Source organism: Streptomyces sp. NPDC050548 (assembly GCF_044457385.1).
Taxonomy (GTDB): Bacteria; Actinomycetota; Actinomycetes; order Streptomycetales; family Streptomycetaceae; genus Streptomyces.
This window is the reverse complement of sequence record NZ_JBITGV010000033.1, coordinates 1-22,643: the sequence shown is the minus strand read 5'-3', so window position 1 is coordinate 22,643 and position 22,643 is coordinate 1. Positions and strand designations below refer to the sequence as shown.

The following is a 22,643-nucleotide window of genomic DNA, read 5'->3' as shown; positions in this document are numbered from 1 at the left end:
CGCGCGGAGGCCGCTGTATGAGATTCCGCACCTGCTGTTGCTGCCACCGCGTCACAGAGGCCGCTGTGCCCGTCCGAGACATTCAGCGCCGAAGCGGCCAGCCTTGACACTGCACACCTGTCCTGACTGTGTCCGCCTCCTCTCTCAGGACCGCTCCACGCAGACGACCCGTGCGCCGGTCGGCACCAGCGCTGACACGCCAACACCTGTGTCCCGCCCGGAACTTGCTGGGTGGGGCGTTCTTCTGCACTGGCAGGGACTGCGATAGCCTATGACTCGGTATCTAGCAACACTGTCGAGTATTCCCACTTGGTCATGCGGCCGACTTTAGCGGCTGCGAACCGGCCGTCCGCGGTCGCGTTGTCCACAGCCTCTGGCTTGGTTCGGGCGCGGACTGGTTAGGCTCGAAGACGTGAGCAGGCTCCAGGTCGTCAGTGGCAAGGGCGGTACCGGCAAGACCACGGTGGCCGCGGCCCTCGCGCTGGCCCTGGCCACCGAGGGGAAGCGGACGCTTCTCGTCGAGGTCGAGGGTCGCCAGGGCATCGCGCAGCTCTTCGAGACGGAGACGCTGCCCTATGAGGAGCGGAAAATCGCCGTCGCTCCCGGGGGCGGGGAGGTGTACGCGCTGGCCATCGACCCCGAACTGGCCCTTCTGGACTACCTCCAGATGTTCTACAAACTGGGCGGCGCGGGCCGCGCCCTGAAGAAACTCGGCGCGATCGACTTCGCCACCACGGTCGCGCCCGGCCTCAGGGACGTCCTGTTGACCGGCAAGGCGTGCGAGGCCGTACGGCGCAAGGACAAGAGCGGGCGGTTCGCCTACGACTACGTCGTGATGGACGCCCCGCCGACCGGCCGCATCACCCGCTTCCTGAACGTCAACGACGAGGTCGCAGGCCTCGCCAAGATCGGCCCGATACACAATCAGGCGCAGGCCGTGATGCGGGTCCTGAAGTCCCCGGAGACGGAGGTCCACCTGGTGACGCTCCTGGAGGAGATGCCCGTCCAGGAGACCGCCGACGGCATCGCCGAACTCCGGGCGGCGCGGCTGCCGGTGGGCCGGATCATCGTGAACATGGTGCGGCCCGATGTGCTGGACCCGGCCGAGCTGGATCTCGTACGGGCCGTGCCGCGCACCGCCGTCGCGCAGTCGCTGTCGGCCGCCGGACTCGGCGGGGCGCGGCGCGGCGGCAATGCCGAGAAGCTGGTGGACCCGCTGCTCGCACAGGCCGAGGAGTACGCCGCGCGGTACGCCCTGGAGCACGACCAGCGGGCCGTGCTGGGCGCGCTGGACCTGCCGCTGCACGAACTGCCCTTGCTCGCCGAGGGCATGGACCTGGCGGGCCTGTACGAACTCGCCACCGAGCTGCGGAAGCAGGGGATGTCATGAGCCCGGAACCGGCCCGCCCCCACCACATCTCCCCCGCGCGCGTGCTCGACGTCGACCCGCTGCTCGACGACCCGGAGACCCGGATCGTGGTGTGCTGCGGTTCGGGCGGGGTCGGCAAGACGACCACCGCGGCGGCGCTCGGACTGCGGGCCGCCGAGCGGGGGCGCCGGGTCGTCGTGCTGACCATCGACCCGGCCCGGCGGCTCGCCCAGTCCATGGGCATCGACTCGCTGGACAACACTCCGAGGCGGGTCAAGGACGTCGACGGGGACGGCGAACTGCACGCCATGATGCTCGACATGAAGCGCACCTTCGACGAGATCGTCGAGGCGCACGCGGACCGCGAGCGGGCCGCCGCGATCCTGAACAACCCCTTCTACCAGTCGCTCTCGGCGGGTTTCGCGGGCACGCAGGAGTACATGGCGATGGAGAAGCTGGGCCAGTTGCGCGCCCAGCACGACTGGGACCTGATCGTGGTGGACACCCCGCCGTCCCGTTCGGCCCTGGACTTCCTGGACGCGCCGAAACGTCTCGGCTCGTTCCTGGACGGCAAGCTGATCCGGCTGCTGACCGCGCCGGCGAAGCTGGGCGGCCGGGCCGGGATGAAGTTCCTCAACGTCGGTATGTCGATGATGACGGGCACCCTGGGCAAGCTGCTCGGGGGTCAACTCCTCAAGGACATCCAGACGTTCATCTCCGCGATGGACACCACCTTCGGCGGTTTCCGCACCCGCGCGGACGCGACGTACAAGCTGCTGCAGGCGCCGGGGACGGCGTTCCTGGTGGTCGCGGCCCCGGAGCGGGACGCGCTGCGCGAGGCCGCGTACTTCGTGGAGCGGCTGGCGGCCGAGGACATGCCGCTGGCCGGTCTGGTGCTCAACCGGGTGCACGGCAGCGGAGCCGCCCGGTTGTCGGCCGAGCGGGCACTCGCCGCCGCGGAAAATCTTGAGGAGTCCCGCATTGTCGATCAGGTGGGCGGGAAAGCTGGACTTCGTAACTCTCCCGACACGTACGGCAGTTCAGAATCCTCCGGTACCGGATCTCCCGGTGCCCGGGCAGCGGCTCGTGACGAAGGCTCCCCCGCCACCACGGACGACGAGCGCCCCGCCGACAAGCGACCCGACGACGAACCATCCGTCGACCGACTCACCGCAGGCCTGCTCAGACTGCATGCCGACCGGATGCGGCTGCTCTCCCGCGAGCAGCGCACACGCGACCGCTTCACCGCGCGCCACCCCGAGGTGGCCGTCGCCGAAGTGGCCGCGCTGCCCGGCGATGTGCACGACCTCGCGGGGCTGCGGGACATCGGGAACCGGCTCGCGGCCGGTCGGCCGGAGCTGCCCGAGACGACGGTCTGACGCGGACCTCCGGGCGCGCACCCCGGGGATCGCCCGAGGTCGGCCCCGAAGGGACCGGCGGGCCTCAGCCCACCGCCGCGTAGTTCTCGTAGATCTCGTCGTCGTCGAGGGGGATGATGCCGACCCCTCGCTCGTACTCGATGCGCGCGGTCTCCAGTAGCCGGCGCCATGAAGTGACAGTGGGCCGCCTGCGCAGCAGTGCGCGGCGCTCCCGCTCCGTCATGCCTCCCCACACGCCGAATTCGACGCGGTTGTCGAGCGCATCGGCGAGGCACTCCGTGCGTACCGGACATCCGGTGCACACTGCCTTCGCCCTGTTCTGCGCTGCTCCTTGAACGAACAGTTCATCCGGATCGGTAGTGCGGCAGGCCGCCTGCGCACTCCAGTCGGTTACCCAGCCCATACCGGCGCCGTCCTCTCCCGAATCGAGGCTCCCCCACGGCGGCAGCGGCATATTCACCGCCGCCAGTTGAGGACGTTACGGAAGGTGGGCACAGCGCAACACCCCCTTCGGGCCCAATCTTGAATGGCCCGAACGGACTATGCGTAAGCGGCAGATCACCCGGGGGAGTGAGCCCGCGACATACATGACTTTCCCGGCAGAGCGGGACAGTTGCCTTGCGTCACAACGGACGCCGGATGACACAGGAGGCGGATTCGGACACGCCTCCCACAAAAAAACAGGGAACGACCGGAACGATTCGGGGTCGCCGGACGTATTGATACGTGACCGCTCTGCTGTGACAGTTGAGAGCAGCTTAGGCCAAGGCCTATACACCTGTCCGGCGAATGAGAACGTAGACGGCTCCTATTGCCGCGCCGTCATGTTCCCGGGACGGGTCCGCCGTTCACCGCGCGGTCGTAGCGCCGTCGATGCCGCCTACGACAAGGCACTTGCCCATGGATGTCACGATCCCGCACCCGAACATCCCGAGACCCACCCGCTCCCCGGGGACGCCCCGGGAGAGGGATTAGGCTGCCCCCATGCCAAAAAAGCGCTCGGGTGGTGGTCTGTCCCCTCTGCAGCAGGCCACCAAGTTCCTCGGTGTCAGTGTGCTCGCCGGTGCCCTCATGGCCGGAATCGCGTTGCCCGCGGCCGGAGCGCTGGGGCTCGCGGCCAAGGGGTCGGTCCAGGGGTTCGACGACATCCCGGACAACCTGAAGAGCCCTCAGCTGAGCCAGCGCACCACGATCCTGGACAGCAAGGGCAACCAGCTCGCCACGGTCTACTCCCGTGACCGCACGGTGGTGGAGCTCAAGGACATCTCGCCGTACATGCAGAAGGCGATCGTCGCGATCGAGGACTCGCGCTTCTACCAGCACGGCGCGATCGACCTCAAGGGCGTCCTGCGCGCCCTGAACAAGAACGCGCAGAGCGGTGGCGTCTCCCAGGGCGCCTCCACGCTCACGCAGCAGCTGGTGAAGAACTACTTCATCGAGGAGGCCGGCGACGACCCGACGAAGGTCGCCGAGGCCACCCAGCAGACGCTGGGCCGCAAGGTCCGCGAGCTGAAGTACGCGATCCAGATCGAGGAAAAGCTCGGCAAGAAGAAGATCCTTGAGAACTACCTGAACATCACCTTCTTCGGAGAGCAGGCCTACGGCGTCGAGGCCGCGTCCGAGCGCTACTTCTCCAAGCACGCCAAGGACCTGAACCTCCAGCAGTCGGCCCTCCTCGCGGGCATCGTCCAGTCGCCCACGCGCTACGACCCCATCAACGACGAGGCCGAGGCCAAGAAGCGCCGCAACACCGTGCTGGCCCGCATGGCCGAGGTCGGCGACATCTCCAAGGCGGAGGCCCTGGCGGCCGAGAAGACCGACCTCGGGCTGAAGGTCAGCCAGCCGAAGAACGGCTGCATCACCGCGGTCAAGGGCGCCAGCTTCTTCTGCAAGTACGTCGAGAAGGTCTTCCTGAGCGACCCGGTCTTCGGCAAGACCAAGGAGGCCCGGGCGAAGATCTGGAACCAGGGCGGCCTGACGATCCGTACGACGCTGGACCCGCAGGCGCAGGCCTCGGTGCAGTCCTCGCTCAAGGACCACATCTACAAGTCGGACAAGGTCGCCGCGGCGGCCACACTCGTCGAACCCGGCACCGGCAAGATCCTCGGCATGGGCCAGTCGAAGCCGTACGGCTACGGCAAGAACGAGACGGAGTACAACTACTCGGTCAACGCCGACATGGGCGGCTCCAACTTCGGCTTCCCGACCGGTTCGACGTTCAAGCCGTTCGTGGCGGCGGCCGCGCTGGAGCAGGGCCTGCCGGCCACCCAGCAGTACCCGGCGCCGTACTCGATGGACTACCCGAGCCCCGTCTCGACGTGCAGCGGCAAGAACTGGGTGAACACGGACGGCGCGACGGTGGAGAACGAGAGCGAGTCGGAGAAGGGTCCGTACGCGCTGAAGGAGGCGATGGCCAAGTCGGTCAACACCTACTTCGTGCAGATGATCTCCGACATCGGTCTGTGCCCCGTGGTGAGCATGACCAACAAGCTCGGCGTCGTGCAGGGCAACGGCGACAAGATCCCCGAGGTCCCGGCCATCGCGCTCGGCTCCAAGGGCCTCTCGCCGCTGACGATGGCCTCCGCGTACGCGGCCTTCGCCAACGAGGGCACGTACTGCACGCCGATCGCCATCGAGTCCATCACCCAGAAGGTGGGCAACCAGCAGAAGTCGCTCGCCGTCCCGAAGTCCACCTGCTCGCGGGCGATGAGCAAGAAGACCGCCGACACCGTCAACACCGTGCTGCGCGGCGTGGTCGACTCCGGCACCGGCCAGGAGGCCGGCCTCACCGACCGCGAGAGCGCCGGCAAGACGGGTACGACGGACTCCCGCAAGAACGCCTGGTTCGTCGGCTACACGCCCCAGCTCGCGGGCGCGGTCTGGGTCGGCAGCGCCAAGCAGAACGTCGAGATGACCAACATCACCATCGGCGGCGTCTACCACTCCGAGGTCTACGGCGCCGACACCCCGGGCCCGATCTGGAAGGACGCCATGACCGGCGCCCTGGAGGGCAAGCAGGCCGAGTCCTTCCAGCTCGTCAACATCCCGGACCCCGTCAAGGACAAAGGCAAGGGCAACGACGGCGGCAAGAACGGTGACAACAACGGCGGCACCACCGACGGAGGCACCACCCCCACCCCGACGTTCTCCTTCCCGGACGGCTTCATCCAGGGCACGACGAACGGCGGCAACAACGGCAACGGGAACGGCGGCAACAGGGGATAACAGCCCGGCTGCCGGTAGTTCTCCTGCTTCTTCGTCTACGGCGACGGGGGCGCCCCTTGTGGAAAGGGGCGCCCCCGTCGTCGTAGAAAGATGTCCGTGGGTCAGCCGGCGAGCAGCTTCTTCACCACGGCGGCGACACGACCACCCTCGGCCAGGCCGGCCACCTTCGGGTTCACGATCTTCATGACGGCACCCATGGCGCGCGGGCCCTCGGCACCGGCCGCCTTCGCCTCCTCGACGGCCTGGGAGACGATCGCGGTCAGCTCCTCGTCGCCGAGCTGCTTGGGCAGGTACTCGGCGAGGACCTCGCCCTCCGCCTTCTCCTGCGCGGCCTGCTCGGGACGACCACCCTGCGCGAAGGCGTCCGCGGCCTCGCGGCGCTTCTTCGCCTCCTTGGCGATCACCTTGAGGATCTCGTCGTCGGAGAGTTCGCGCTTCTCCGTGCCCGCGACCTCCTCCTTGGTGATCGCGGTGAGCGTCAGCCGGAGCGTGGAGGAACGCAGCTTGTCGTGCGCCTTGATCGCGGTGTTGAGGTCTTCCTGCAGCTTCGCCTTGAGCGTGGTGGTCATGGGTTTGATTCTCGCAGGTGCGCGACCGGCTCCGCCCGCCGATTTACCGGGCCCCGGCCGACGGGGTGTCAGGGGTGTCAGTGCGGTCTGACACGATGGAGGCATGCGCGCGCGATACGGAGTACCCCTGGGAATTGCGGCGGCAGGCGCCGCCGGTGTGGTCTACGCGGCGGCCTTCGAGGTCCGCTCCTTCCGCCTGCGCCGGGTGACGGTCCCGGTGCTGCCCGCCGGGATGCGCCCGCTCAGAGTCCTCCAGGTCTCCGACATCCACATGGTCGGCGGCCAGCGCAAGAAGCAGCGCTGGCTGCGCTCGCTGGCTGGCCTGCGCCCCGACTTCGTGATCAACACCGGCGACAACCTCTCCGACCCCGAGGCCGTCCCCGAAGTCCTGGACTCGCTCGGCCCGCTGATGGAGTTCCCCGGCGCATACGTCTTCGGCTCGAACGACTACTACGGCCCCACACTCCGCAACCCCGCCCGCTACCTGTTCGAAAAGACCGCGGGCCGCCACGGTCTGAACGGCAACCCGCCCATCGTGGGAGCCGTCCACAACCCGTGGGAGGACCTGCGGGACGGCTTCGACGCGGGGGGCTGGCTCAACCTCACCAACACGCGCGGCGCGCTGAAGATCGAGGGCGCGTCGGTGGAACTCACCGGCCTCGACGACCCGCACATCAAACGCGACCGGTACGCGCGCGTGGCGGGCGGCCCGTCGGACGACGCCGACTTCTCGATGGCCGTCGTGCACGCGCCGTACCTCCGCGCCCTGGACGCGTTCGCCGCCGACGGCTACCCCCTGATCCTCGGCGGCCACACCCACGGCGGCCAGCTCTGCATCCCGTTCTACGGCGCCCTGGTGACCAACTGCGACCTCGACACGGACCGCGTGAAGGGCCTCTCCACGCATACGGCCGAAGGCCGCACCTCATACCTGCACGTGTCCGCGGGATGCGGGACGAGCCGATACACGCCGGTGCGGTTCGCCTGTCCGCCGGAGGCTACGTTGATGACGTTGGTGGGACGGGAGTAGGGGGTACGCCGACGGTACGGAGCAGGTGCGCCGTGGGCGTCTCGCGGGCCGCGTAGCCCGTGCGGCCCACCCGTATCGCCCGGTTCGTCCCCTCTGTCTAGCGTGAGGGCATGACCGCTCCGATACCCAGGGACATCCCGGACCTCCCCGCGGTACCCGGCATGCCCGCACTGTTCGCCTCACCCGTTCCCGCCACCGCGGTGGTGGCTCCGTACCGTCGCCGGGCGGCGGCCGTGTACCGACTGCTGGTCGCCCTGGTGGCGGCAGCGGCGGTGACCGCCGACCTGTTCCTCGGCAGCCCGATCAGGGTCCTGACCTACTTCACGATCCAGAGCAACATCCTGCTGGCCCTGGTGATGACCGCCACCGCCCGCCGGGCATGGACGGCCCGCCGCCCCCTCTCCCCCTTGGTGACGGGCGCGGCCCTGCTGTACATCACGATCACGGGCCTGGTGTACCACCTGATCCTGGCGCACGCGTCGAGCCCGTTCGCGATGACGGGCGGCGCTCTCACAGGGTGGCAGGCGGTCACGAACCAGGTCCTGCACACGGTGACACCGATCGCGGCGGTACTCGACTGGCTGCTGCTGACCGCACCCGGCCGACTGCACCTGCGGATGGCGGCGACGTGGCTGCTGTACCCGGCGACATACCTGGCGGTGTATCTCGCCCGCGGCGAACTGATCCTGCCCGGCACACCGGGCCGCTACCTCTACACATTCCTGGACGTAGAGCACCACGGCTACAAGAGCGTCCTCGGCAACGCCCTCCTCCTCGGCCTCGCCTTCTACGCCCTCTCCGTCCTCCTCGTGGCCCTCGACCACGCCCGCCCCAACCCGATCCGCCACCGCGCCAAAACCGGATTTCGTCTCCAGCCACCGGTGGGCTAAAGTAAACGACGTCGCCGCGATGAGCAGCAACACCGGCAAGACGAGTGGCGACATCGGGGTGTAGCGCAGCTTGGCAGCGCGCTTCGTTCGGGACGAAGAGGTCGTGGGTTCAAATCCCGCCACCCCGACAGCCAAATAGCAGTTCAGAGGGCCCTTACCGATTCGGTAAGGGCCCTCTGGCGTTGCTGCGTGTCTAGCTGCGTGACTATCGCTTCCCGAGTGACTTAGTGGTCGGCTCCGGAAGTCCTTCGGGGGGTGACTCCGGAGCCGGTGCCGTGTGTGACGTTCGTCAGGTGGCTGGGGTGGCGAGGTAGAGGCCGCAGGCGCAGCTCCCTGATGGCCACGGACCGGGAGAACCGCGTCCCCATGGCCGTTGATATCTGAGGCGCACTGCTGTCGGCCTGCCCGCGTTTCGGCACGGGTCGTTCGTCCGCCTCGACCTCCATCGGCCGGTCTCGCCTCTGTACCCGGATGCTGTTCATATTCGAGTCGGCTGGCTGGGGGTTGACCCTCGACTTGGTGGAGGGCTCAGAGTTCCGGGTGTGGAGAGCGAGATGCGCAGTATTGGTGAGATGGCTCGGGACAGTGGACTGAGCGTGAGCGCCCTGCGGTTCTACGACGGTGCCGGCGTGCTGGTCCCGGCCTGGGTGGATCCGGTGAGCGGCTACCGCTGGTACAGCCCCGAGCAGCTTGAAGAGGCCCGGTTGCTGGCCCGGCTGCGCCGGGCTGGTATGCCCTTGGCGGACATTCGGCTGGTGCTGGCCGGCTGGTCCAGTGAGAACACCGACCTGGTGCGGAAGCTGCTTCAGGCGCATCTGTGTCGTCTTGAACTGGGGCTGTCCGATGCCCGCATTGAGTTCTCCACGGTCCGAGCGCTACTCGAATGCAGGGAGAATCCCATGGCTTTGCTCCGCACCGCCACCGTCCGGTTGGCCGTCTCCGCGCCTGAGTTGGCCGCGGCGTTGGACGCGGTCCGCTTCGCCGCCAGTACCGACCCGGAGCTGCCGATGCTCGGCGGTGTCCTGTTCGACATCGAGGGTGAGACGCTCCATGTCGTGGCTACCGACCGGTACCGGATGGCAGTCGCACAAGCCGGTACCACCGGGCATGGCGGGCCCCGTGTGCAGGTCATCGTGCCATCCCCACTCGCCGACGCGATGCGAGCGCTGCTGAGTGACGATGCATCCGTCCAGCTCACTGTGGACGGTGACCGCGTGGCCTTGGAGGCAGGGGATCGTCAGGCCGCTGGGCAGCGTCTCCATCACGACTTTCCTGATTACCGTCGCCTCGTCCGCCTGCCGACAGGGCACCGTGCCCTCGTCGATGTCCCGGCTTTCCGGGCGGCGGTGGAAACCGGCTCCGTCCGCGTCAGCGAGGTGCGCGAGCAGGACGGCGTGTCCTGCGACCTCAGCGTGCTCAAGGTGACGGGTGACGGCACGGTGTGCGTCTGTGAAGACGGTGACGACGGCCAGGGCAACATCGCCGTCAATCGCGAGTTCCTGCTGCATGCCCTCGCCGCCGGAGCCCGGGACCGACTGATTCTGGAGTTCGGCGCCCCTACGGCGCCCCTGGCGATCCGCCGGACCGACGGCGAGGGCACCTTTTCGATGCTGATGCCTGTCCGCCTGGAAAATTAACCGGTCTGCTTCGGAAGTCCTTCGAGGTCCTGCGAGGTCCTTCGAGGGTTGACTCCGGAGCCGGATGCTGTGTGGCGTTGGTCAGACGCCCGGGGTGGCGAGGTAGAGGGCGAAGCCCCAGGTGGTAACGGAGCCGCCCTAGTGCAGGCGCATGAGCTTGATGCTTTCGCCAGCGGCCAGTTCGCCGTCCACGTGGGCGAACTGGCCGCTGTGGCGGACGTGCACGGCGGCCAGCCGGGGCCAAGCCGTGCGGGCTCGCGCGGTCAGTTTCTGGGCGCAGGAGAAATCCTCCGCCGCCCCTGCACCATGATCAACCCCCGAAGGACTTCCGGAGCCGACCACTTAGCGTCTACGGCTTCCGCGGATCGGCTCCGAAGATGCCGTCCATGACGACGGCGCCGGTCTGGATCACGGGCCGGATCTGCTTCCGGTAGACCTCCTCGGTAACGGCGGTACCCGAGTGCCCGACGAGCCGGGAGATCTCCTCTAGGGAGACGCCCCGGTCGGAGAGCAGTGACACGAAGCTGTGCCGGAGCTCCCGGGGCGTCCACTCGGCAGCGTCCACCCCGTCGACATCCTTGAGCGCCTGGCGGAAGGCGCGGCGGACGTTGGCTGCATCGAGCGGCTTGCCCACGGCCGAGGAGAAGACGAGCCCGTGTTCCTCCCACTCCTCGTCAGCGGCGAGCCGGTCCCACCCCTGATCCTCGAACTGCTGCCACAGCGCTTCCACGCAGCGCGCCGGCAGGGCGAGCGTGCGCCGGGACTTCCGAGTCTTGGTGTCCCCGCTCCGCCGGACCGACCGCCAGACGGCGATGTGCGGAGGCTGCGGCGGGTCGAAGTCCTGCCGCCCCTTCAGAAAGACGTGGTCCCAGGTGAGCGCCCGCAGCTCCTCGGTCCGGGCCCCTGTCAGCAGGGCGACGACGATGTACGCGTGCATGGAGGTTCCAGCGGCCCCCTTCAGTACGGCCTCCGCCTGGACGAAAGTGAGCGCCTTGGACGGCCGCCCCGCCTGTCCCTGCGGCACCGAGCACAGCTCGACGACGTTGCGCTTCACCTTGTCCCGCGCCATGGCCCGCTTGACCGCACGGTTCAGGCAGGAGTGGAGGCCCTGGAGTGTGCGTGTGCTGAGTGTCTTCGCTTTTGTGGCCAGCCAGCGGTCTACGTCCTCCGCGCTGAGGTCGCGGAGCTTGCGCGCGCCGAGCGACGGAATGACGTGCTTCTCGCTCAGGAGCGTGGTCGTTTCGACGGTGCTGGGGTCGAGGCCGGCCAGGCCGTAGGCGAGCCAGTCCGTGACCGCGTCCTTGACCGTGTAGTTGGTGGGCGCGATGGCGAGGCCGTCCTCGTGGTCCCGCAGCACCTCTTTGAGCTTGTGCTTGGCCTCCGTCTTGGTCTTGCCACTCCCCCGCTTGACGATCCGTTTCCCGCTCGGGTCGAAGCCGAGGTTCGCCGTGGCGATCCAACGCTGTCTCTTCTCGTCCCAGTGGAGACCGCCGTCACCGCGACTACGACGCTTGGTCATCAGGCAGCACGCTCCGACTGCCCAGAGATGAAGTCGTGGAGAGCGGAGGCAGGGATACGCCGACACCTTCCGATGGCGACGGAACGCAGACGCCGGGTGCGGATCAGGTCGTAGACCGTGGACCGCCCGACCTTCAGGCGAGCCATGACGTCGACCACGGTCAACAGTTCGTCGTCACGCATGTGTTGGTTCTCCTTCCGTGCCGGGGGCGGGTTCGAGGGATGCGGACAGCCAGGCTTCGCCACGGGAAAGGCCCGTTCCAGCGAAGACCCAGTGCGAGAGCACGAGAGTCGAGTCCGGGTCGGTGTCGATGGCCGGACCGACTTGGGCGCGACGCCATTCAGCGCGGGCATCGCGAAGCGCACCGAGGGTGGTGGAGTAGCGGCGGGACTTGGTGGAGAAGTGGCCGCGGAAGCCGAGCATGTGGGCCCAGGCCCGTAGGCGGAGCTCGGCGAGTTCGGGGCGTGCGCCGAGGGTCCACGCGACCCGGATCATGCGTCGGGCGTGGTCCGTGATGCGCGCTTGGGCCAGCTCGGCGAGGAACTTGAGAGGTCGGTCGAGGGTGCCTGTCGCCGTCTCGGCGCCTTTGGTGGCGTACTTGGCGATGTACGCGGCTACGGCTCGTTCGGTGAGTTCCTGGCCGTTGTCGAAGTCGGCGGATTGGATCGTACGGACGTCGAGTTGGCGGCCGAAGACGAAGGTGTGCGTCCGGCCGTCGATCTCCGGGCCGTTGACCTGGGTGATGTTCGCTGCGGCCTCGATGGCGTCCGTCAGGAGCTCTGCCGTTGCCCAGGCCGGCGGTGAGGTATCGCCCCCTTCTGGGCCGTCGATGCGGATGACCGAGTGGAAGTGAACGGCACCGCGCTTTTGGTACTCGGCGACCTTCGCGAACGAGATGCGCGCATGGTCACGGAAGGTTCGTTGAGTGAGGCCAGCCCGCTTGGCGATCTCCCGGCGGAGGTAGATGGAGAAGCGTCGCCAGAGGGCTCCTGCATGGGCGTTCCAGAGCACGGCCGCTTCGTAGTCGTACGTGTCCGGGTTCAGGGGCGTGCTCAGTGTGCTGTCGTCCTCGGCGTGCCGGGCACCGCAGCGGCAAGGGCGCCTGCTGGACGGGCGGTTGTGGACCGGGCCGAAGCTGGGGGCGGTGAAGGTGGCGAAGACTCGTGGGTGTGTGGCGACCTGGTCCGAGGTCCCTTTGCCGCCTCGCAGTCCGGCAGTGATCAGGTGGTATGTGTCGCGCCGGTAAGTCTCGGCGCAGGCCTGGCATCTGGTGGCGCGACGGTTGTTGCAGCGGACGAGGAGTTGGCCGGCGGGGAGAGTGGCGGAGTCGAGATGGTGCACGGCTCGGCCGATCTCGCCGGTTGTTGTGTCGACCGCGTATTCGGTGCGGTGGCCGTCGAGACGTATGGGGCGGGTGCAGCCGCCCAGTCCGGAGAGTTGCCTGGCCAGCTCGGGCATGGTGCCCAGGGAGGCCAGCATGGAGAGTTCCGCCAGCGGGGGCGGAGTCTGCCGGGTGATGATGGGTCTTCCTTTCGGCTGTTTCTGCGGTTGGGAGGGACGGCCCCGGGGCGGCGGGATGCTTGGCGGCGTTTGCCGCCCCGGCGGCCGGTCAGCGCCTGTTGGCGCCGTTGAGGAGCGAGCGCAGGACCACCGCGGCGATGGCCACGGACACGGCCGCGATGGCGACGGCCGCCAGGAGCGCGGTGAGAACGACCCCGCCGACGAGGACGACGGCGACCGGCACCACGTAGGGGCTGAGCGAGCGGTCGGCGGTGAAGGCCGGGACGTGCGGTTGGTGGTGGGTGAGGGTCGGCGGCGGGGTGGGGACGTCGGGCAGCTTGGGGCGGAACATGGTGGAGCTCCTTCAGCGGTTGGTGCCGTTGACGACGCCGACCCCAGAGCGGGTGCCGGACTCGATGGCGGGTGCAAGGAAGGTGTGGGAGAGCCAGAAGCCGAACAGGGCGATCACGACGGCGACCCACATGCGGACGCCGAGGAACTTGATCGCGGCCCAGGCGATGACGCCCAGGACGAAGACGAGCGGGAGAGAGACAGTCACGGGATCTCCTCAGCGGACGCGGCAGCGGTGGGTGCGGGCAGCGAGTTCGGCGGCGGCGCGGCTGTCGTAGTCGGCGGAGGCACCGCAACGCGGCGCGGTGCAGGCGGCGATGTGCTTCTCGCGGCCACGGTCGTCGTTGTACGTGGCGACCTGGACGGGGCCGATCCGGACGACGCGGCGGAAACGACGGTTGGCGGGCATCAGGGCAACTCCTTGTCGGTCTCGCCGGTGAAGTCGGTGACGTGGTCGGCCAGCCAGCGCAAGATCTCGTCGCCCTCGTAGGTGTCGGCGGCGAGGATCACCGGTTCGGCGATCAGCACGGCTTCGGTGAGGCGGTTCTGTCGGGTCAGCTCGGCGGCACGCTTGAGCGCGCGGAGCGTGGACGGCTGCACGGTGGAAAGTCCTCCAGGGTCAGGTGAGTTGGGTGGCGATGGCTTCGGCGAGCGGAAGCGGGACACCGAGCCGGGTGCGAAGGGTCGGGGTGTCGATGTCAGTCCCGGTCCGTGTCCGGTGTTCGTCGGCGACCTTGCGGGCGAGGGCGACGAGGGCGGGCGGGACAGGGGCGGCGGTGGGCTGCGCGGCTGGCTGTGGCTCAGCAGAGGGCAGTTCAGGGGCAGTTGGCGTGAGAGGCGGCACGGACGCCTCGCCCTGGTTCGGCACCGCCACCTCGTCGCCGTCCTGGGTGCCGTGAGCGAGAAGCGTTCCGCCGAGGAAGGCGACGGCCGGCCAGCCCGCGACGAGGATGCGAAGCCAGGCAGGGACGTTCCCGAGGTCGAGCAGGCCGGCTGTGGCGACATTGGCCCCGAGCGACGCAGTCAGAGCAACGGTGAACCAGCACCAGCCAGAGGCTTTCGCCGCACCGGAGCGCAGGCGCCGCCAGGCAGCGACGAGCAGCAGATCAACGCTGATCGGATAGGCCCAGGCCTTCCACCCCGCCTGTCCGGCCGCCGCAGCGAGGTCGTGCAGATGGGCGAAGGACAGGGCTGCGGCGATGGCCGCTTGGACCAGGACCGGGTCCAGCCGAATGCGGTGAGCGCTCATCGCTCAGTCCCCCGCTGTCTCGGAGGTCAGGCGCACGGCGGGTGCCGCTTTGGGGGTGTTGAGGAGTACGGGCGGGACGTACGGCTGGAAGGGTTTGAGCGCCGGTACGTCCGGCGCGAGGTGGGCCGCGTCACGGCAGGTGGCCGCAGCGTCGGTGAGTGACAGGTGGGGAGTGCGGATGCGGGACCAGCCGCCGGAGGTGTCGCCTGCCACGGCCAGGCCCGGCATCTCGGCGGGGATGGCGCAGGAGGCGTAGACCGCCTCGGTGGCGATGTCTCCGAGGGCCATCTTGGCGGAGGCCTCGTCGTTGACTCGGTGACAGACGCGGCCGGTGAGCTGGGCCCGCAACATGGTGGCGCCCTTGTCGAGTTCGGCGCCGAAGCGCTGCCCGCAGACCTCCAGGTAGATGCCGGCCGCACGACCGAGCTGGGCGAGCCGAATGAGATGAGTGACCATCCATCTCGTCCCGCCGTTCCTCGTCCTTGCGGGTCGCGACGAGGAAGAGTTCGGCCACCTCGTCGACGAAAAGGACGATGGGCACCGGGCGTTCGCTCTTCGGCAGACCCCAGATGTCGGAAGTGATCTCCTCGTCGGGGGTGTTGGGTGCGATCCCCTGTCGGGCCTTGATCAGGTCGTAGCGGTCCTCCATTTCCTTGATCAGGACGGGCAGCAGCTCGGAAGCCTCGTCAGGGTCGGTCGCCAGCGCGGCGAAACGAGAGGCGAAGGGCGCCAGCTCGACGCCCCGCTTGCAGTCGATGCCGACCAGAGCGACGGGCTGTTGAGCGAGCCCGACGATCAGGTTGCGCAGGTACATGGACTTGCCTGACAGCGTTGCGCCGAGGACGAGTTCATGCGGTACGGCGCGGTAGTCCCGTAAGAACGCCGTGGCGTCCTCTCGAAGCGCTACCGGCACCTTGAGCAACCCGCCGTCCATTCGGCGAGGCATCCGGACCTTGCGCAGGACGTCGAAGCCGATGAGCCTGAGTTCGACGACACCTGGCTTGACGTCCTTGACGTACACGGCGTGCACGCCCCAGGCATGGCGGAGTCGTTCCGCCGAGGCGGCGACGTCGGCGGGTTCCTGGCCCGGCGCGAGCCGGAGTCGGACGCGCAGGCCGGTCGTGGTGGGTCGGATGAGGCCCCGGCGGGGCGGTACGGGATGAATTTCCCGGCGGGTGGTCGCCCTGATGGCCAGCATCCGCCACCGGGACGGTTCGACGGTCAGACCACAGGCGTCCATGGTCGAGGAGTACGAGGCCAGCAGTCGGGCCACCGAGATCGGAAGTCCGACCGTGGACCAGTACGCCGCCGGGTTGGCGTGCCGGGCGTAGGCCGCGCCGCCTATCGCAGCAAGCGGACCGCCCAACTCGGCGAAGGTGATCAGGTCCGTCACGGCGATCAACCCGCCTGCGCGACCGGGACCGGGAAGGCACCCGGCGCGATCGCGGTCGCTCGGTACGCGATGCCGTGCCGCTGCTGGCCGTTGAACACGCTCTCCCACGGCCGGGCGATGAGCCCCGGCAGGGACACCGGAGCGCCAACGGTCAGGCCCTCCGTGACGCCGCTTTCAGGGATGGTGACCTGGACGATCGACGAGTCGCCCTCGTCGATGTAGACGACGCCCACGGTCATCAGCGCCTCACCGCTCACGGCGTCCTTGGCGATCTCACCGGTCTGTCGGTCGCGCACCTTCGGTGCCGGCGCTTCGGTGAGCAGGATCGTGGCGGACGAGGCGTCAACTCGGATTACACGCACAGAGAGTTCTCCTTCTGAGATCGACAACCCATCACCTGACAGGTTGACTTAGCAAGTTCGAAGTAGAGTTGCCCGGTTGACTTGTCAAGTGGCTTCACGAGCAGTCGTCAGCGACCCGGCGAGCACAAGTAATCCCCGAGGCGCACGATGGAATGAGCAACGCCCAGAAGGGCCGGATCATGAGCAGGTTGCATCACGCCGGGCATCCCAAGGCCTCCCCAGAACAGTCCTGGGGCCCACGAAATCCCGAGGCGCCAGCGCCTCCTCGCAGTCCTGGCCGGGACAGCCTCAAGGCGTACCACCTGGCCAGCCTCCCTACCAGAGGCAGGCAGCACCTCTCCCCCGCAAGCGACATCGCGTCTTCTTCTGGGTCTTCCTGGCAGTCCAGATCCTGTTCCTGATCTGGGTGATCACCGGAGCTGCGAGCGGCAGCGGCACCCCGGATTCGTGTCAGGGGATGACCGGCGACGCGCTGAAGACTTGCAACGACGCCGGCAACGTCGGCACCGCGATCGGCGTGGGCCTGATCATCGGGCTGTGGGCGGCGGCAGACGTCATCCTGGGAATTACGTACATGGTCTACCGCCTGGCCAGCCGTCAGCCACGCACATGAGCCAGAGAATTCGTCAGCTCAACCGGTAGGTGTCTTCGAGTTCCTGCCCATCAGCAGGAAGCAGCACGTCAGAGACCTGCAACGCCTGGCCCGACGCATCGCGCGCGATGACGAGGACGCTGAGGACTGGGACGCCATCGGGCAGACCGAGTAGCTGAGCCTCTCCAGTGTCCGGCAGTCGAGCCGAGACGCGTTCCGTCACATGGTCGAACCGGGCCTTCTTCCGCGCCTCCAGGTGTGCACGGGTACCACCGGTCAGGAGGGCGGCACTCTCCAGCTCAGTGCCTTCGATCAGGCTCGCGGGGAAGTACGACGAGACCAACTCGATGGGTTCACCGTCCTCCTCGACCAGGAAACGGCGCATGAGGACCTTGGCGCGCTTCGGCAGCCCGAGCGCGGAGGCGACGCGCGCCGGAACGGGGACACGACCGACCTCAACCAGCCGCCCCGGGACCCGGGACTCATCACGTGTGAGCGCTGCACTCCCCCGGCGGTCTTTCTGCTCGACGACCGCGGGACGACCGCGCACGATCGTGCCGTAGCCCTGCCGGGACTCCAGCCAGCCGTCACGCTTCAGCAGCTCCAGGGCCCGGACGACGGTCGGGCGGGACATCCCGAAAGCCTGCACCAGTTGGTTTTCACTGGGCACGCGGGTTCCGGGGGCGTATGTGCCGTCCTCGATGCGCCCCTGAAGAGTCTGAGCGAGGCGCACGTACTTCGGTGCCTCCACGTCATACGCCATCAACGCCGCCGCCTGTCGAGATTGGCCAAGTCAACCGGTCAACCAGACTAGCGGCAGTACCCATGGAAGAGAACCCAGGCGCCCCTTCAGGCCGGCCAGGCATCGGCCACTACGAAGGAAACGACCGTGCCGCCGAAGCGACTGGGCCCGGAGTGCCACGACTCGGCGATGGAGTCGACCAGCAGCAGCCCGCGCCCATGCGCATCGTTCGCGTCCGGGTGCCGCAACCGCACGTTCGCCGGGAATCCGGGGTTGTGGACCTCGACCCGGAGTGACGCCCCTTCCCGGAACCACTCCACCCGCACGACCCACGGTTCGTCAGGCCGCCCGTAGCGGATGGCGTTGGTCACGAGTTCCGAGATCATCAGCGCGCAGTCCTCGACCGAGCAGGCCGGGTTGTACGGGGCGATGAACTTCCGGAACCAACGTCGGGCCCGAGGGACGGACTCCGGAGTCGGATGCAGGCTCATCGCGCCGAGTCGCGGTGAGCCCTCAGAGGGATGGTGGTCGATCGCGTAGGTCATCCGCGTTCACTCCTTGCCGCTGCCGTCGCAGTCGAGACAGCGCCGCTTCGATGTGGCACGGGTGCGGTCAGCAGCAGCGGCGAGCGCCAGGGAAGTACGCGAACTGACACGCTTCCAGCCACGCCCCCGACAACTCCGGCAAGGTAAGCGCGCTCCCTGGTCCGGCTGCTGACTCGTCACCCCGTGCCCCCTTCCGATCAAGTGGCCTTAGCCACTTAATGGATAGCGACATTAGCCACTTGCGGCGCGCAAGCGATTCAGCAAAGTGACGCCCCATCAGGTAAGCGGATACCCCTGCTCGAACGCCCAGCGGTGCGGCGGGTAGGTGGCTTCGGCGAACTCCAGCGGCCTGTCCTGGAGATCGAAGACGACGTGATGCACGATCAACACGGCGGAACCTGGCTCAAGTTGAAGGTCAACCACCTCCTCCTCCGTCGCCGGCCGGGCACACATGCGGTCCTCCGCGTAACTCCCTTGCCGCCCCGTCAGGTTCTCGACGTACATCAAGGTGCCCTCTTGGATCCGTTCCGGCTCAAGGAGTTTGGGCGCCCGCTGTCCGACGTCCGGCGCGAACCACGAGGTGGACAGGGAGAGGGGCCCGTCCTGGTTGTTGGTGACCCGCCGACGATGCACGGCCCGCCGATCCTTCACGAGACCCAACGCCTCAGCAACGTGATCGGGCGCGTCCAGCCACCCAGCCGACGTGATCACCGCGTACTCACCGGGCGTGTAGATCTTCCCGGTCTGCCGGGCCCGCCCGCACAACTCCCGCGCCCGCCGGTTCACTTCGAGGCTCCGCACGTATGTGCCGGACCCCTGCCGCTTCTCGACGAGCCCTTGATGGCTCAGCGCTTCCAGAGAGCGCGCCGCCGTCGGCCGGGAGACCTTCCAGTCCGCCGCCAACTGCCGCTCCGAAGGAACCTCGTCCCCCGGTCGTAGGTCACCCCGAAGGATCTGATCGCGGATGAAGTGTGCGATCTGGAGATACTTCGGCTGAGCCTCCTCAATCTGAGGCATGTCCCCTCCTCGTCCAAGTGGCTATAGCCTCTAGCCACTATAGAGTGAGTGGTCAAGGGCCGACCCCGTAGGCTTGGGCCCATGACGCGGTTGATCGTCGCAGCAGGGGGAGGGGGCGACGCAGTCGCCGCCGCAATGCTTCACGCCGCCCTTTACGGCGACGAGGACCAGGCGGTGATCCTCACGTACGCGTGGGACCGCCTGTTGGTCGACCCCGTTCCAGGACCCCGGCGCCCCTCCGACTTCACAGGACTCGAACGCGTCACGCGGTCCGTCTGGTCGGTGCCAGCCGAGGCCCGCCCGATCGCGCCGGCCGGATCCACCCTCCCCCGGCTTGCGGCGGAGCTCCCGCACACCTTCGCCCTGATTGATCCGCAGCTCGGCGCCGAAGGCATCACACGCCAACTCGAAGAGCTGGTCAGCCACTTGGAGCCGACGTCGATCGACCTCCTGGACGTGGGCGGCGACATCCTCGCGCGAGGCGACGAACCAACACTCAAGAGCCCGCTCGCCGACGCTCTGATGCTGGCCGCATGCTGCCAAGTGAACGCCCCTATCCGGCTCTTGGTCGCCGGCCCCGGTCTGGACGGCGAACTTCCCATCGCCCAGGTGCATGGCCTACTTGGACCTCTCGTCCACACCTTCACCGCGAAGGACGTAGAGCCAGTCAGCTCGATCCTGGAATGGCACCCCTCTGAGGCAACCGGCATGCTCGCCGCAACTGCACGAGGAGTACGAGGCGTCTGCGAAGTACGGGACGCCGGACTCCCCATTCCCCTCACAGACGACGGCCCAACGGTCCATGAAGTCGATCTGGACGACGCCCTGAGCCGCAATGAGCTGGCGCGCGCCATCCTGTCGACGACCACTCTGGACGAGGCAGAGACGCACAGCCGCGAGATCTGCGGCTACTCGGAAATCGACTACGAACGCAACAAGGCGGCATGGCTCAAGGACCAGGCACCAGGGGAGCTCGACCCGAAGACGATCCTCGCCGAACTCGACCAGTTCGAGGCCAACGCCCGAAGCCGCGGAGTCACCCACACGACGTTCCGCCACCTCACCGAGGCCCTGAACCTCGACGGTAGCCAGCGCCAAGACCTACGGCAGTTGCTGATCAGTAGGCGAGCAGAGCAGTACACCGCACCCCTATGGTCGGTCGTCCGATAACGTCCTCTGTCTTTCGCTTAGTTCCGAGGTGGAACAGAGGTGTTAAGAGACCACCGCTCAAGCCGATTGCGCAGGACACCTGGCGGGTTCTTCTTGATCAGCCTGTCGTTACCGGGTATTACCTGACGGCGGAACGGATGGCGAAAACAGATCTACAAGAGGTTCTTCGTCAGCGAATCATTGAGTCTGTTCTTGAGACCGCAATGCACATCACCAAAAGGGAGTCCGATGCTCCGCCTGCTAAAAGAGAGGGCTCTCAGGAACAAGGTGAGGTGGAGGGAGCCTCCAGCAAAGCGGATACAGGAGGGGGGAGCGCACCAGCGTGAGACTGGCATGCGAGCGGTCCGCGCGCTGCCTGAGTGAACCGGGTTGCGTGGCGGCCAGCGCGTGCTTCGTCTATTTCTACGGGCTCGCCGCCAGCGGATGGGAGGAACGGCCAATTCCGCGACTGGGAACCGGACAAACAGCGGAAAGTTCAGGCCACGGATCTTGTGTGGCGCCTGTGGCTCTATGAGGGTGATGGTTCGACACGTGTTCGATTCTTCTTAGGGGGAGAAATGAAGGCGCGTTTTATCGTCCCGCTTCTCGCGGCGGGGGCCCTGCTGGTGCCGGCCGCCACGGCGTCGGCTGCTCCGAGCGGCAGCACGGGAAGGGCCGTCGCGAAGCCTGCTGCCTTTCCCGTGTGGTGCACGTTCCAGGGTGAGAAACCGTTCCAGGTCACCCAAGGCGGCCCACTTTACGCCCAGGGCCATTACACGGGTTGCTCAACTCCGGCACCCGACCAGTGCCGGGCCCAGGTCGATCTTCAGGAGTACGTGCGCGACGGGTACTGGCGCGCGGTGAAGCACAAGGACAGCGGGTGGACCAAGTGCAGCGGGCGCTACACCACTCCAGGGCTCACGTGCGTGCATGATGGAGAGAAGGAGACGTACAACACTCAGGTGACCTTGCAGGTCGAATACGAGGGACACTTCAGCGAACCGGGAATCGCAGACACGAGCAACACCGTGATTGACTGCTGAATTCCGTTCAGCCGTAACGGCCTGCCGGATTGATTCGGTAGGCCGTTTTCGGCTTCGGTCGCACAGATGAAAGTGAGGCAGCAGCATGCACGTTCATTTTGAAGCAGTAGACCCAGAGAAAATGATCAAGTTCTGGGGCAGCATCCCGGGTTGGGGTGGGTACAGCGTCGGCGAAGCGGAATCTCCGGCTGTACTACCGGTCGTCACGGTCCTCGTCGGAACGATCGCCGAACAGGTTCAGACGCTGATCGCCAAGGGTGCGTCTCTCGTGGAACCTCACGATTGCATGCACGCCCTGATGACGGATCCGGAAGGCAACAGGTTTATGGTGGTGCTCGACCCCGATCACGAAACATGACGTTCTCCAGCGTGGATGTGGCCCGGCGTACGGCACTTGGAGCCTCTGGTTATACGGAACGTGATCTTGGCAGATGTGTTCCTGTCAAGGGCTTCATGCATATCTGACGCCAGGTCACCGTCCCGGGCACACCGGGTGATCACCCACCGCAACCATCACGTTGCTGAGAAGACCTCACTGAGTTACAACCTTCCTTACGGTTTCAAGCCCCGGCTGCGCTCCGCTCCGCCGGGCGCGCTTCCCGGCTCTGGCTGCGCCCGCGCTCCTGCCTTCGGCCCGCTCGGCGCTGCCGCCGCCGACGCGCGCCCACGTGTTGGTAAGCCCGAAGGGCATGAGACGAGAACCGAGCCCGCGGCTTTACGACGACGCCTCCGGCGGGGGCGCTCAGACTCCGGGATGGGAGGGGCGCCGTTCGCGAGTGCCGGCCGGAGCGTGGCGAGCGTCGTGGGCTCCCATCCCGACCACCTTCGACCCAGGCAGAGCCGAGCGGTCGTGGTTCAGGGCGTCAAGGTCGTTCGTACAGTGGCGCGCTCCACCTTGACGCCCTGAACCACGACCGCTCCACGGAGTGTGGGTCGAAGGCGGACGGGATGGGAGCCGGGGTGAGTGGTGGGCAGGGGAGGCAGCACTGAGCGTTTTCCAACCTCGTGGCGCTGACCGCGAGTTGGACACTCCTGCGGAACGACGAAGCTCCTGGTAGACGGGTTCTCGACCAAGATCACCC

Annotated in this window: 24 protein-coding genes, 1 tRNA gene and 1 pseudogene; 11 read left to right on the top strand and 15 right to left on the bottom strand. The window is 67.5% G+C overall.

What is annotated here, in order from left to right; translation table 11 throughout:
- Window positions 1-412 precede the first annotated feature (412 nt).
- Both ACIBJH_RS47020 and ACIBJH_RS47015 read left to right on the top strand, forming a co-directional pair.
- Window positions 413-1,390, top strand: coding sequence for an ArsA family ATPase (locus tag ACIBJH_RS47020; protein WP_399123183.1), 978 nt, complete (start codon window positions 413-415; stop codon window positions 1,388-1,390).
- Window positions 1,387-2,748: an ArsA family ATPase gene (locus ACIBJH_RS47015; protein WP_399123181.1), complete on the top strand. Its 1,362-nt coding sequence runs from the start codon at window positions 1,387-1,389 to the stop codon at window positions 2,746-2,748. The genes ACIBJH_RS47020 and ACIBJH_RS47015 overlap by 4 nt, the downstream gene beginning before the upstream one ends.
- Before the next feature lie 64 nt (window positions 2,749-2,812).
- Here the strand turns inward: ACIBJH_RS47015 and wblA are convergent, their stop codons facing one another.
- Complete coding sequence (wblA, locus tag ACIBJH_RS47010; RefSeq protein ID WP_019063745.1) at window positions 2,813-3,151, bottom strand: transcriptional regulator WblA; 339 nt, start codon at window positions 3,149-3,151, stop codon at window positions 2,813-2,815.
- A gap of 581 nt (window positions 3,152-3,732) precedes the next feature.
- Between wblA and ACIBJH_RS47005 the strand changes: the two genes are divergently transcribed.
- The gene (locus ACIBJH_RS47005) at window positions 3,733-5,973 is read left to right on the top strand and encodes a transglycosylase domain-containing protein (protein WP_399123180.1); all 2,241 of its coding nucleotides are present in this window, start codon (window positions 3,733-3,735) and stop codon (window positions 5,971-5,973) included.
- Between the two features lie 101 nt (window positions 5,974-6,074).
- On the opposite strand, the gene ACIBJH_RS47000 is transcribed toward ACIBJH_RS47005, so the two are convergent.
- A complete protein-coding gene (locus ACIBJH_RS47000) occupies window positions 6,075-6,542 on the bottom strand; it encodes a GatB/YqeY domain-containing protein (protein WP_399123179.1) in 468 nt (155 codons plus the stop codon).
- A 103-nt stretch (window positions 6,543-6,645) separates the two neighbouring features.
- On the opposite strand from ACIBJH_RS47000, the gene ACIBJH_RS46995 reads away from it, so the two are divergent.
- From ACIBJH_RS46995 to ACIBJH_RS46980, 4 genes are all read left to right on the top strand, one after another.
- A complete protein-coding gene (locus ACIBJH_RS46995; RefSeq protein ID WP_399123178.1) occupies window positions 6,646-7,572 on the top strand; it encodes a metallophosphoesterase in 927 nt (308 codons plus the stop codon).
- Between the two features lie 110 nt (window positions 7,573-7,682).
- Window positions 7,683-8,462 (top strand): Pr6Pr family membrane protein, encoded by a 780-nt coding sequence (locus ACIBJH_RS46990; protein ID WP_399123177.1) that lies wholly within the window; start codon window positions 7,683-7,685, stop codon window positions 8,460-8,462.
- Between the two features lie 54 nt (window positions 8,463-8,516).
- Window positions 8,517-8,590 (top strand) — tRNA-Pro (locus tag ACIBJH_RS46985).
- A 414-nt stretch (window positions 8,591-9,004) separates the two neighbouring features.
- The gene (locus ACIBJH_RS46980) at window positions 9,005-10,099 is read left to right on the top strand and encodes a MerR family transcriptional regulator (protein ID WP_399123176.1); all 1,095 of its coding nucleotides are present in this window, start codon (window positions 9,005-9,007) and stop codon (window positions 10,097-10,099) included.
- Window positions 10,100-10,448: 349 nt separating this feature from the next.
- On the opposite strand, the gene xerC is transcribed toward ACIBJH_RS46980, so the two are convergent.
- The 10 genes and pseudogenes from xerC to ACIBJH_RS46930 form a co-directional block, all read right to left on the bottom strand.
- On the bottom strand, window positions 10,449-11,618 hold the full coding sequence (gene xerC / locus ACIBJH_RS46975; protein ID WP_399123175.1) for a tyrosine recombinase XerC: 1,170 nt from the start codon (window positions 11,616-11,618) through the stop codon (window positions 10,449-10,451).
- Complete coding sequence (locus tag ACIBJH_RS46970) at window positions 11,618-11,800, bottom strand: helix-turn-helix domain-containing protein (RefSeq protein ID WP_043667491.1); 183 nt, start codon at window positions 11,798-11,800, stop codon at window positions 11,618-11,620. The genes xerC and ACIBJH_RS46970 overlap by 1 nt, the downstream gene beginning before the upstream one ends.
- Complete coding sequence (locus ACIBJH_RS46965; RefSeq protein ID WP_399123174.1) at window positions 11,793-13,097, bottom strand: replication initiator; 1,305 nt, start codon at window positions 13,095-13,097, stop codon at window positions 11,793-11,795. The genes ACIBJH_RS46970 and ACIBJH_RS46965 overlap by 8 nt, the downstream gene beginning before the upstream one ends.
- A 130-nt stretch (window positions 13,098-13,227) precedes the next feature.
- Window positions 13,228-13,470: a SpdD protein gene (locus tag ACIBJH_RS46960; protein WP_399123173.1), complete on the bottom strand. Its 243-nt coding sequence runs from the start codon at window positions 13,468-13,470 to the stop codon at window positions 13,228-13,230.
- Window positions 13,471-13,482: 12 nt separating this feature from the next.
- On the bottom strand, window positions 13,483-13,677 hold the full coding sequence (locus ACIBJH_RS46955) for a hypothetical protein (RefSeq protein WP_399123172.1): 195 nt from the start codon (window positions 13,675-13,677) through the stop codon (window positions 13,483-13,485).
- A 9-nt stretch (window positions 13,678-13,686) separates the two neighbouring features.
- A complete protein-coding gene (locus tag ACIBJH_RS46950) occupies window positions 13,687-13,878 on the bottom strand; it encodes a mobile element transfer protein (RefSeq protein WP_327402402.1) in 192 nt (63 codons plus the stop codon).
- On the bottom strand, window positions 13,878-14,069 hold the full coding sequence (locus tag ACIBJH_RS46945) for a hypothetical protein (protein ID WP_327402403.1): 192 nt from the start codon (window positions 14,067-14,069) through the stop codon (window positions 13,878-13,880). The genes ACIBJH_RS46950 and ACIBJH_RS46945 overlap by 1 nt, the downstream gene beginning before the upstream one ends.
- Before the next feature lie 19 nt (window positions 14,070-14,088).
- Window positions 14,089-14,718 carry a DUF2637 domain-containing protein gene (locus ACIBJH_RS46940; protein ID WP_399123170.1) on the bottom strand — a complete coding sequence of 210 codons (630 nt, stop codon included), beginning with the start codon at window positions 14,716-14,718 and terminating at the stop codon, window positions 14,089-14,091.
- 3 nt (window positions 14,719-14,721) lie between these two features.
- A pseudogene (locus tag ACIBJH_RS46935) lies at window positions 14,722-16,111 on the bottom strand (FtsK/SpoIIIE domain-containing protein).
- A gap of 5 nt (window positions 16,112-16,116) precedes the next feature.
- Window positions 16,117-16,473: a hypothetical protein gene (locus ACIBJH_RS46930; RefSeq protein ID WP_327402406.1), complete on the bottom strand. Its 357-nt coding sequence runs from the start codon at window positions 16,471-16,473 to the stop codon at window positions 16,117-16,119.
- Window positions 16,474-16,930: 457 nt separating this feature from the next.
- Between ACIBJH_RS46930 and ACIBJH_RS46925 the strand changes: the two genes are divergently transcribed.
- Window positions 16,931-17,086, top strand: a complete 156-nt coding sequence (locus ACIBJH_RS46925) for a hypothetical protein (RefSeq protein ID WP_266770138.1) — start codon at window positions 16,931-16,933, stop codon at window positions 17,084-17,086.
- A 13-nt stretch (window positions 17,087-17,099) separates the two neighbouring features.
- Here the strand turns inward: ACIBJH_RS46925 and ACIBJH_RS46920 are convergent, their stop codons facing one another.
- The 3 genes from ACIBJH_RS46920 to ACIBJH_RS46910 all read right to left on the bottom strand — a co-directional run bounded on the left by ACIBJH_RS46920 (window position 17,100) and on the right by ACIBJH_RS46910 (window position 19,369).
- On the bottom strand, window positions 17,100-17,828 hold the full coding sequence (locus ACIBJH_RS46920) for a GntR family transcriptional regulator (RefSeq protein ID WP_399123169.1): 729 nt from the start codon (window positions 17,826-17,828) through the stop codon (window positions 17,100-17,102).
- Between the two features lie 86 nt (window positions 17,829-17,914).
- Complete coding sequence (locus ACIBJH_RS46915; RefSeq protein ID WP_399123167.1) at window positions 17,915-18,352, bottom strand: ATP-binding protein; 438 nt, start codon at window positions 18,350-18,352, stop codon at window positions 17,915-17,917.
- 276 nt (window positions 18,353-18,628) lie between these two features.
- A complete protein-coding gene (locus tag ACIBJH_RS46910) occupies window positions 18,629-19,369 on the bottom strand; it encodes a GntR family transcriptional regulator (RefSeq protein WP_399123166.1) in 741 nt (246 codons plus the stop codon).
- Window positions 19,370-19,450: 81 nt separating this feature from the next.
- Here ACIBJH_RS46910 and ACIBJH_RS46905 point away from each other — a divergent pair, with 81 nt between their 5' ends.
- The 3 genes from ACIBJH_RS46905 (at window position 19,451) to ACIBJH_RS46895 (ending at window position 21,919) form a co-directional block, all read left to right on the top strand.
- Window positions 19,451-20,539: a DUF1152 domain-containing protein gene (locus ACIBJH_RS46905; RefSeq protein ID WP_399123164.1), complete on the top strand. Its 1,089-nt coding sequence runs from the start codon at window positions 19,451-19,453 to the stop codon at window positions 20,537-20,539.
- Window positions 20,540-21,096: 557 nt separating this feature from the next.
- Entirely contained in the window at window positions 21,097-21,561 is a 465-nt protein-coding gene (locus ACIBJH_RS46900) for a hypothetical protein (RefSeq protein ID WP_399123163.1), read from the top strand.
- Window positions 21,562-21,682: 121 nt separating this feature from the next.
- Entirely contained in the window at window positions 21,683-21,919 is a 237-nt protein-coding gene (locus tag ACIBJH_RS46895; RefSeq protein WP_200710838.1) for a VOC family protein, read from the top strand.
- Window positions 21,920-22,643 lie beyond the last annotated feature (724 nt).